Origin of the sequence: Rhodoplanes elegans, assembly GCF_016653355.1 — a bacterium.
Classification (GTDB): Bacteria; Pseudomonadota; Alphaproteobacteria; order Rhizobiales; family Xanthobacteraceae; genus Rhodoplanes; species Rhodoplanes elegans.
On the sequence record NZ_NHSK01000237.1, the window covers coordinates 1 to 9,031 of the forward strand.

Here is a 9,031-nt window from a genome sequence, read left to right on the forward strand (position 1 = left end):
CCCGTGACGGTGCCGGCCTGGGCCGGCGTCGCCGAGGCCGAGCGCATCGCCGTGCAGTCGGACCTGATCTGGACCGGCGACTACAACGGCGTGATCGGGCCGGAGTTCGGCGAGCGCGCCTTCACCGCCGTGAAGGCCTTCCAGAAGCGCTACGGCTACAAGGAGACCGGCATGCTGGAGCCGGCCGAGCGCAGCCGCCTCGCCGCGGCCGCGCAGGCCGCGCAGGCGCATGTCGGCTGGACGATGCGCGACGACCGCGCGAGCGGCGTGCGGCTCGGCCTGCCGGCCGGCCTCGCGCCCAAGGCGAGCCCGGCGGCGGGCGGCAACGGCACCCATTGGCAGTCCGGCAAGGGCGAGGTGCAGGTCGACACGTTCCGGATCAGCGGGCCGGACGTGTCGCTCTCGCGCGCCTTCGAGCAGCAGAAGAAGGAGCCGAAGACCCGCAAAGCCGACTACGCCGTGATGAAGGGCGACTTCTTCGTCGTCTCGGGCTTTCAGGGGCTGAAGAAGTTCTACGTGCGGGCGCACGGGCGCGGCACCGAGGTGCGCGGCATGGCGCTGTTCTACGACCAGAGCCTGGAGGGTACGCTCGATCCGGTGGCGGTGGCGATGTCGAGCGCCTTCGTGCCGTTCCCGGAGAGCACGGCCGGCATGCCGGCGCCGCGCCGGCGGGTCGAGTATGCCAGCGCCGTCGTGGTCGGCCCGTCCGGCGACCTCGTCACCGAGGCGCGGGCGCTGGAGCAGTGCCGCAGCGTCCAGGTCGCGGGCCGCGGCTACGCCGAGATCCGCACGACCGGCGACGGCCTCGCCCTGCTGCGCCTCTACGGTGCCCACGGCCTCGCGGCGCTGCCGCTGGGAACCGGCTCGCCCGGTCTGGCGGGGCCGCCCGGAGACAGCGTCACGCTGGTCGGCATCGCCGACCCGGACCGCCAGGACGGTGGCGCCGCGGTGACGACGCTGGCGGCCCGCAGCGGTCCGGGCGGCACGCTCTCGGTCCCCCCTCCGACGGGCTTTTCGGGAGCCGCCGCGATCGATGCGGGCGGCCGTCTGACGGGTGTGGTGAGGGCCGCGCCGACCCAGGTGGCCGGTCCGGGCGCCGCCGGCACCGGGCTGATCCCGGCCGACGCGGTCCGGCGGCTCCTGGAGGCGAACGGCATCACGCCGGCGACGTCATCGGCCGCCGACCCGAAGACCGCCGTGCTGCGGGTGATCTGCGTGCGGGATTGAACAGGCTGAGCTGCTGCTCTCCCACACCCGCTCCTCATGGTGAGGAGCGCCCGCAGGGCGCGTCTCGAACCATGTGGCCCCGACGCCGCGAAGCACGGGCCGCCACGTCCTTCGAGACGCCCGCTCCGCGGGCTCCTCAGGACGAGGACGGAGACCCTACTCGGCCGCCTCGGTGATGTTGTCGCGCGGCGGCTTGTGGTGCGGCTGGTTGAAGTGCGGCTTGCGCTTCTCCAGGAACGCCTGCATGCCCTCGCGCTGGCCGTCCGTCCCGAACAGGGCGTGGAAGGCGCGGCGCTCGAAGCGCAGGCCTTCGGCGAGCGGCAGCTCGTGGGCGCGCTGGACCAGCTCCTTGGCCGTCATCGCGGTCGGCAGCGACATCGCGGCGATCGTCTCGGCCGCCTGCATGGCGACCGTCATCAGGTCGGCCAGCGGCACCACCCGCGAGACCAGCCCGCAGCGCTCGGCCTCCTCGGCGTCCATCATGCGGCCGGTCAGCACCAGATCCATCGCCTTGGCCTTGCCGACGGCGCGCGTCAGGCGCTGGGTGCCGCCGAGGCCGGGCACGATGCCGAGCGTGATCTCGGGCTGGCCGAACTTCGCGTTGTCGGCCGCGATGACCAGGTCGCACTGCATGGCCAGCTCGCACCCGCCGCCCAGCGCGAAGCCGGCGACCGCCGCGATGGTCGGCTTGCGTGAGCGCGCCGGGCTGTCCCAGTTCGCCATGTAATTCGAGCTGAAATTGTCGATGAACGAGCGCGGCGCCATCTCCTTGATGTCGGCACCCGCCGCGAAGGCGCGCTCGGTGCCGGTGATGACGACGCAGCCGATCTCCTCGTCCTTCTCGAACGCCGCGAACGCCGTCCGCAGCTCTTCCGCCAGGGTCGAGTTCAGCGCATTCAGCGCCTTCGGCCGGTTCAGCCGGATGACGCCCACGCGCCCCACGGTTTCGACGATCAGGGTCTCGTAGGTCATGGTTCACATCCTTTTTGGACCGAGCCGGGGGTGCTCGGGCGCCGTGTCGAAGCGCGTCGCGGGGGTTCTGCAGCCGCGCGAAGGGGCGAAGAGGGAGGAGCTAGCCCGAACGTGCTGCATCGCAGCAGGGGTAACGCACCAGACCATTTCAAGCAATCACGATTCGCTTAAGATCGTGTGATCGTGAGGGTTCCACGAGGAACCGCAAAGCACAAAAAAGATGCTGCAGCGCATAACCGGGTCGGCAATTCAGCAGGCGTCGCGTATCCGGCCGGCGAATACTTGGTAACCATACCTATGTCGCGTTTCGCCGCCCGGCTCTCGATCTGCAACCAAAACGTGAAAAAGATGATCGGAGCCCGGGCGCCGCCCGTGCCGGCGACATCCGCCCTGCAGGCGCCGGCCCGCCGGCGGCCGAAGTCGTCGAAAGGGCGGCAGAGACGTGCTACAGGCGGCGCGTTCAGAGGTGCCGGGGAGCTCATGTCCGCCGTTTCCGTTACCGCCGTCGGCAAGGATGCCCGCGCCGACGCGCTCGTCTCGTCCTACGAACGCGCCGGCTACGCCCGCGTCGAGCCGGCCGTCCTGCAGCCGGCCGAGCCGTTCCTGGCCCTGTCGGGCGAGGACATCCGTCGCCGCATGTACCTGATCCCGGACGCCGGCGGCGACGACCTGTGCCTGCGCCCCGACCTGACGATCCCGGTGGCGCTCGACTATCTGGCGTCGCCCCAAGCCGGTCGACCCGCCCGCTTCAGCTATCTCGGGCCGGTGTTCCGCCAGCGCCCCGGCGCGTCCGGCGAATTCTGGCAGGCCGGCATCGAATCCTTCGGCGGCGCCGACAAGACCGCGGCCGACGCCGAGGCGATGGCGCTGGCGCTCGAGGCGACCGACCTCTACGGCGTCGCGGCGCCCGACATCCGCATGGGCGACGTCGGCCTGTTCGCGGCGCTGATCGAGGCGCTCGACCTCGCGCCGGTGTGGCGCCGCCGCCTCGCCAAGGACTTCAACCGCAAGACCGTGCTGGCCGAGGACCTGCATCGCCTCGCCGTCACGGGCCACAACGGGACGCCCGAGTACCAGGGTGTGCTCGCGGCGCTGTCCAACGCCGACCCGAAGGCGGCCCGCGCCCTCGTCGCCGACCTCCTGTCGATCGCCGGCATCACCACGGTGGGCGGCCGCTCGGTCGCCGAGATCGCGGCGCGCTTCCTGGAGCAGGCCGAGCTCGGCGCCGGCGCGGCGTTGCCGGCCGAGACCGGGCAGATCATCGAAAGGTTCTTCGCGGTCGCGGGCGCCCCGGCGACGGCGGCCGCGGCGCTGCGCCGCTTCGCGGCCGATGCCGGCCTCGACTTCGCCGCCGTGCTCGACACCTTCGAGGCGCGCAACGCGCTGCTCGCGACGAAGGGCATCGACACCGGCCGCATCCGCTTCGCGACCTCGTTCGGGCGCGGCCTCGACTATTACACGGGCGTCGTCTTCGAGCTGCACGACCCGCACGGCCGGGTCGACGGCCAGCTCGTCGCCGGCGGCCGATACGACGGGCTTTTCGCCCGGCTCGGCGGCGGCGCCGACGCATCCGGACAGGCCGACCCGATCCCGGCGGTCGGCTTCTCGGTGTGGATCGAGCGGCTGGTCGCGCTCGGCGCGGCGGCCGCTTCAGGGAATGCAGGAGCCGCGCGATGAGCGCCTTCGTCATCGCCGTGCCGGCCAAGGGCCGGCTGCAGGAGAACGCCGAGAGCTATTTCGCCCGCGCCGGGCTGAAGCTGGTCAAGCCGCGCGGCGCCCGCGAGTATCGCGGCACGGTCGCCGGCCTCCCCGAGATCGAGGTGGCGTTCCTGTCCGCCTCGGAGATCGCCCAGCAGCTCAGCCAGGGCGCCGTGCATTTCGGCATCACGGGCGAGGATCTGATCCGCGAGTCGATCCCGCACGCCGACGACAAGGTGGTGCTGCTGCACGGGCTCGGCTTCGGCTACGCGACCGTGGTGGTCGCCGTGCCGCAGGCCTGGATCGACGTGCGCAGTATGGCCGATCTCGACGATGTCGCCACCGCGTTCCGGCTGGAGAACGACCGCCGCATGCGGGTCGCGACCAAGTACGTGAACCTGACCCGCGCCTTCTTCGCCCAGCACGGCATCATCGACTATCGCATCGTCGAGAGCGCCGGCGCGACCGAGGGCGCGCCCGCGGCGGGCACGGCCGAGCTGATCGTCGACATCACGACGACCGGCACGACGCTCCAGGCCAATGCGCTGAAGATCGTCGAGGACGGCATCATGCTGCGCTCGCAGGCGAACCTGGTCGCGGCGCGGCGCGCCGACTGGACGCCGGCGGCGCGCGAGATCGCCCGCGTGATGCTCGATCGCATCGCCGCGACGGACCGCGCCGCGAGCTTCCGCGAGATGCGCACCCGCTTCCCCGGCTGCGACAAGACGCTGCTGACCGAAGCGCGTGAGAAATACGGCGTCGAGACGCCGTTCGGTGGCCCGACCTCGTCCGGCATGCTGACGCTGCACTGCCCGCCCGATCAGGTCCACGCCCTCGCCACCTTCCTGCGTGCGCACGGCGCGGCGAGCGTCGTGGTCGGCCCGCTCGACTACGTCTTCGCCTGCGAGAACCCGCTGTTCGACCGCCTCGAGGCGGCCCTGTAGGGCGGCGCGGCGCGACAATCCGGCCTTCGACTGCGAGGTGTTTCGGGTCCCCGGGCTGTCGAGCCTGGGACTGCCGGCTGGCGCGTGCTATCTTCGAGCGGGAGACCGAGAGAAGCCGATGCCGAACCCGCCGGCCGCCAGCCTGAGCTTGGACAAGGAGACCGAGACCCGCTTGCTGCACCTCGCGGAAGCGCGGCGACAGTCGACCGATACCCTCGTGCGTGAAGCGATCGAGCAGTATGTGGACCGAGAGGAACGCCGTCACCGGCTGCGGCTCGATGCCCTCGCCGCCTGGACCGAGTATCGCGCGACCGGGCAACACGTCACCGCAGACGAAGCCGACCTGTGGCTCGCGCGATTGGAAGCCGGAGAAGACACGGAGCCTCCGCTCCCTCACGCCTGACCGATGATCCCGCTCGTCTGGACACCGGCGGCACTGCGAGACGTCGAGCGTCTTCACGCATTCCTGGCGCGGAAGAACCGCGAGGCTGCGCGACATGCGGTACGCGCGATTCGCGAGAGCGTGAGAGCCCTCCGGGCTCACCCCGAAATCGGTCGACCCGTCGACTTCATGCCGCCAGAGTTCCGCGAACGGTTCGTCCAGTTCGGCAACAGCGGGTATGTGTTGCTGTACCGCTATGACGGCGGGCAAGCCGTCATTCTGGCCGTGCGCCACGGCAGGGAAGCCGGGTATTGAAGCCGGGTGTTGACGGTCGGCTGCGGCCGCTCCTCACCATGCGGCCAAAGCACATGCGTGCGGGCCGCCGGTACTCGGTCGGGGCTTGCCGACTTTATGCAGCAATCATTCTCAACCGGCTCACGCCGTCCCCGATCCGGCCTCGCCGGGGGTGCAGCCGCGGCGCTTCCGGAACACCACGAAATGCGACATCGTGAAGTTCACGACGAAGCTCACCAGGATGGCGCAGGCCTTGGCGAACCACACGGGCATGACCTGCGCGACCAGCACCAGGGTCGCCGTGTTGGCGATGGCGCCGAGCACGCCCGAGGCCGCGAAGGCGCCGTAGTCGCGCAGCCGCAACGTGCGTCCGGACTCCTCGGCGAACGTGAAGGTGGAATTGAGCACATAGGATCCGGTGACGCCGACCACCCAGCCCATCAGGTTCGCGGCGATCAGCATCAGGTCGTCGGCGTCGCCGCAGCCGCACAGGCCGGCGGCCGTCTCGAAGGCCCGCACGCTCGCGCCGGCCGACTGCAGCCCCATGAGCGCAACGAAGAACACGCTCGCATCGACCACGGTGTTGACGACACCGATGACGGCGAAGCTCGCAGCCTTGCGGATCATGCCGGCGCGCCGCTGCACCACGGGTACCGCCCGCGGGAACAGGCCTTCGATCCGGCTAGTGTCCATCTTCTCACCGTCCGTCCTCTGCGCAGTCCACCGATGCCACGCCTTCGCCTCACCGGGCCGGCAGGCTGACAGGCGACGATGGCACGACAACACAGGTCGCATCGTCTATAAGGCGCGCCGACGCAACCCGAAACTACACTCCGAACCCAGCACCGACACCATTCCATGCACAATGACGGGCCGATGACTCCGGGTGAGCCGGTATTACGGCAGGACGCGGGCCGTGGCAGCGCCGGGACGCTCGCCGGCGCGACGGAAACGATCCGTGCGACCGGCGCGGCGGAGCGCGCCGCCGCCGGCCTGTCGATCGTCATGCCGGTCTACAACGAGGCGGATGGGCTCGCCGCCTTGCACACGCGCCTCGTCGACGTCGCCCGTGCCCTGAAGACGCGCTGGGGCCTTGCCTGCGAGGTGGTCTATGTCGACGACGGCAGCCGGGACCGGTCGCTCGCGATCGCCTCGACTTTGCCGGCCGACGGCATCGACGTGCAGGTGATCGCGCTCTCGCGCAACTTCGGCAAGGAGGCGGCGCTGCTCGCCGGGCTCGAGCACGCGCGGCGCGGCGCCGTGCTGTTCATGGATTCGGACGGCCAGCATCCGCCCACCATGGTCGAGCGGCTCGCCGGACACTGGATCGACGACGGCTTCGACGTGATCTTCACGGCCAAGGCCCACCGGAAATCGGAGTCCTTCCTGCGCCGTTCGTTCGGCCGCGCCTTCTACACGCTGATCAACTGGGGCTCGCGCCACAAGATTCCCGAGGACGCCGGCGACTTCCGCCTGTTGTCGCCGCGTGCCGCCGCGGCGTTGCGCCAGCTCCCCGAGCGCAACCGCTTCTTCAAGGGACTGGCGAGCTGGATCGGCTTCCGCCAGCTGCGCATCGATTACGAGCCGGCGGCGCGCGAGCACGGCACCTCAAGCTGGAACTTCGGCGCGCTGCTCGGCCTGTCGATCGAGGGCCTCACGGCCTTCTCGGTGGCGCCGCTGCGCATCGCCAGCCTGCTCGGGCTTCTGCTCGCCGCGACCGCGCTGCTGTTCGGCGTGAAGATCCTGGTCGAGGTGCTGGTGTTCGGCAGCGACGTGCCCGGCTATCCGTCGCTGGTCGTCGGCCTGATGGTGATCGGCGGCGCCCAGCTCGTGATGATCGGGGTGATGGGCGAGTACATCGCCAAGATCCTGTCCGAGACCAAACGGCGCCCCGTGTATTTCATTGCCGAGCACAGCGTGAAGCGGGCCGACGAGACCGCACCGGCGGCGACGCCGGCCGTCGCCCCGACGGCCGCCGATCAGGAGAGGCCCGCGTGACCGCCGCCCCGCTGCGCCGCCTGATCCTGTGCGCCGACGACTTCGGCCTCGCCCCCGGCGTCGACGACGCGATCCTCGACCTGATCAGCCGCGGCCGCCTCAACGCGACGAGCGTGATGGTGCTGCCGCCGACCTTCTCCGCGGCCGAGGCGAAGCGGCTCGCGGACGTGGCGGAGGGCCGCGCCCAGATCGGGCTTCATCTGACACTGACGGCGCCGTTCAAGCCGCTCGGCTTCGGCTACGCGCCGCTGGCGCGCGACGGCAGCTTCCTGCCGGTCGGCAAGCTGCTCGCCGCCTCGTTCGTCACGCCGTTCGATCGCGACGCCGTGACCCGCGAGATCACGGCGCAGCTCGAGGCCTTCGTGCGCGCCTTCGGCCGACCGCCCGACTATGTCGACGGGCACCAGCACGTCCATCTGCTGCCGGGCGTGCGCGAGGCGCTGCTCGACGTCGTGCCGCAGACCGCCCCGGGCGCCTGGGTGCGCCAGTGCGGCCAGGTGACGGCGACGCTGAAACGGCTCGGCGATCCCAAGAGCCTGCTGCTCGACCGGATGAGCGGCGCCTTCCGCCGCCTCGCCGTCGCGCGCGGCGTGACGACCAACCCGGCCTTCGCCGGCACCTACACGTTCAAGCCGGAGGTCGACTACGCCGCCCTGTTCCCGGCCTTCCTGAAGGACCTGCCGGACGGCAGCGTGGTGATGTGCCATCCGGGCAAGGTCGACGGCGAGCTGAAGCGACTCGACCCGCTCACCGGACTGCGCGAGGCCGAGTACGCCTATCTGGGCGGCGACGCTTTTCCGAAGGTGCTGGCGGCGGCCGGTTTCACCCTGTCCTGAACTGCTGTCATTCCGGGGCGCGGCAAAGCCGCGAACCCGGAATCCAACCCCGAGGGCGGCGGATGTGGCTGGATTTCGGGTCGCAGTCGCTGGCGCGACCGCGCCCGGAATGACCGGGCAGAGGGGGTGCGGCAGGCTGCCACGGCCCCTCCCCCACCACCATTCCGCCGCCGAGACGACGCCCCATATAGGGGGCGCGCGCCGCGCGGTCGGTCGACCGCAGCCGCCCGCGCGATCGCCGGCCCGGCCGGGACGGCCCATCAGGAGACCACGATGACTCCGCAGGAACAGAAGCTCGTCGCCGACCTGTTCGAGCGCCTCGCCACCCTCGAGAAGGAGCCGCGCGACCCCGACGCCGAGCGCGCCATTCGCGAGGGCCTCGCCCGCGCCCCGAACGCGCTCTATGCGCTCGTGCAGACGACGCTCCTCCAGGACGAGGCGCTGCGCCAGGCGCAGGCCCGCATCGACGAGCTGGAGGCGGCCCTCGCTCCGCCCCCGCCGCAGCCGCAGGGCGGCTTTCTCGACAATCTGCGTAGCGCCGTGTTCGGCGGCGGCCAGCCTCAGCCCGGGCAAGGTCGCGGCTCGGTGCCCTCGGTCCGCGCCGGCGAGGGCGGCGGCGACCCGCGCGATCGCCGGCCCGGCCGGGACGGCGATCGCGCGGGCGGCTGCGGTCGACCGAC

General features: G+C 71.2%; 10 protein-coding genes. 8 read left to right on the forward strand and 2 right to left on the reverse strand.

Annotated features, from left to right (window positions below):
- The coding region (locus CCR97_RS26550) for a peptidoglycan-binding protein (protein WP_201160029.1) at window positions 1–1,227 on the forward strand (1,227 nt) is incomplete at its 5' end.
- 156 nt (window positions 1,228–1,383) lie between these two features.
- Here the strand turns inward: CCR97_RS26550 and CCR97_RS26555 are convergent.
- Entirely contained in the window at window positions 1,384–2,199 is an 816-nt protein-coding gene (locus CCR97_RS26555; protein WP_111358549.1) for an enoyl-CoA hydratase, read from the reverse strand.
- Window positions 2,200–2,679: 480 nt separating this feature from the next.
- On the opposite strand from CCR97_RS26555, the gene CCR97_RS26560 reads away from it, so the two are divergent.
- The 4 genes from CCR97_RS26560 (at window position 2,680) to CCR97_RS26575 (ending at window position 5,538) form a co-directional block, all read left to right on the forward strand.
- The gene (locus tag CCR97_RS26560; protein WP_111358548.1) at window positions 2,680–3,876 is read left to right on the forward strand and encodes an ATP phosphoribosyltransferase regulatory subunit; all 1,197 of its coding nucleotides are present in this window, start codon (window positions 2,680–2,682) and stop codon (window positions 3,874–3,876) included.
- Window positions 3,873–4,841: an ATP phosphoribosyltransferase gene (hisG, locus tag CCR97_RS26565; protein ID WP_111358547.1), complete on the forward strand. Its 969-nt coding sequence runs from the start codon at window positions 3,873–3,875 to the stop codon at window positions 4,839–4,841. Before CCR97_RS26560 ends, hisG begins: the two co-directional genes overlap by 4 nt.
- 118 nt (window positions 4,842–4,959) lie before the next feature.
- Window positions 4,960–5,244, forward strand: a complete 285-nt coding sequence (locus tag CCR97_RS26570; RefSeq protein ID WP_111358546.1) for a CopG family ribbon-helix-helix protein — start codon at window positions 4,960–4,962, stop codon at window positions 5,242–5,244.
- A 3-nt stretch (window positions 5,245–5,247) separates the two neighbouring features.
- The gene (locus tag CCR97_RS26575; RefSeq protein ID WP_111358545.1) at window positions 5,248–5,538 is read left to right on the forward strand and encodes a type II toxin-antitoxin system RelE/ParE family toxin; all 291 of its coding nucleotides are present in this window, start codon (window positions 5,248–5,250) and stop codon (window positions 5,536–5,538) included.
- Window positions 5,539–5,658: 120 nt separating this feature from the next.
- On the opposite strand, the gene CCR97_RS26580 is transcribed toward CCR97_RS26575, so the two are convergent.
- Window positions 5,659–6,210 carry a GtrA family protein gene (locus CCR97_RS26580; RefSeq protein ID WP_170145938.1) on the reverse strand — a complete coding sequence of 184 codons (552 nt, stop codon included), beginning with the start codon at window positions 6,208–6,210 and terminating at the stop codon, window positions 5,659–5,661.
- 183 nt (window positions 6,211–6,393) lie between these two features.
- Here CCR97_RS26580 and CCR97_RS26585 point away from each other — a divergent pair, with 183 nt between their 5' ends.
- The 3 genes from CCR97_RS26585 to CCR97_RS26595 all read left to right on the forward strand — a co-directional run.
- Window positions 6,394–7,515, forward strand: coding sequence for a glycosyltransferase family 2 protein (locus CCR97_RS26585; protein WP_111358551.1), 1,122 nt, complete (start codon window positions 6,394–6,396; stop codon window positions 7,513–7,515).
- Window positions 7,512–8,351: a ChbG/HpnK family deacetylase gene (locus tag CCR97_RS26590; protein WP_111358543.1), complete on the forward strand. Its 840-nt coding sequence runs from the start codon at window positions 7,512–7,514 to the stop codon at window positions 8,349–8,351. Before CCR97_RS26585 ends, CCR97_RS26590 begins: the two co-directional genes overlap by 4 nt.
- Window positions 8,352–8,624: 273 nt before the next feature.
- The coding region (locus CCR97_RS26595) for a DUF2076 domain-containing protein (RefSeq protein ID WP_201160030.1) at window positions 8,625–9,031 on the forward strand (407 nt) is incomplete at its 3' end.

Excerpts from the sequence above, each read along its gene's own strand:
- CCR97_RS26555 (WP_111358549.1), bottom strand. The coding sequence starts at position 2,199 with ATGACCTACGAGACCCTGATCGTCGAAACCGTGGGGCGCGTGGGCGTC.
- CCR97_RS26560 (WP_111358548.1), top strand. The coding sequence starts at position 2,680 with ATGTCCGCCGTTTCCGTTACCGCCGTCGGCAAGGATGCCCGCGCCGAC.
- hisG (WP_111358547.1), top strand. The coding sequence starts at position 3,873 with ATGAGCGCCTTCGTCATCGCCGTGCCGGCCAAGGGCCGGCTGCAGGAG.
- CCR97_RS26570 (WP_111358546.1), top strand. The coding sequence starts at position 4,960 with ATGCCGAACCCGCCGGCCGCCAGCCTGAGCTTGGACAAGGAGACCGAG.
- CCR97_RS26575 (WP_111358545.1), top strand. The coding sequence starts at position 5,248 with ATGATCCCGCTCGTCTGGACACCGGCGGCACTGCGAGACGTCGAGCGT.
- CCR97_RS26580 (WP_170145938.1), bottom strand. The coding sequence starts at position 6,210 with ATGGACACTAGCCGGATCGAAGGCCTGTTCCCGCGGGCGGTACCCGTG.
- CCR97_RS26585 (WP_111358551.1), top strand. The coding sequence starts at position 6,394 with ATGACTCCGGGTGAGCCGGTATTACGGCAGGACGCGGGCCGTGGCAGC.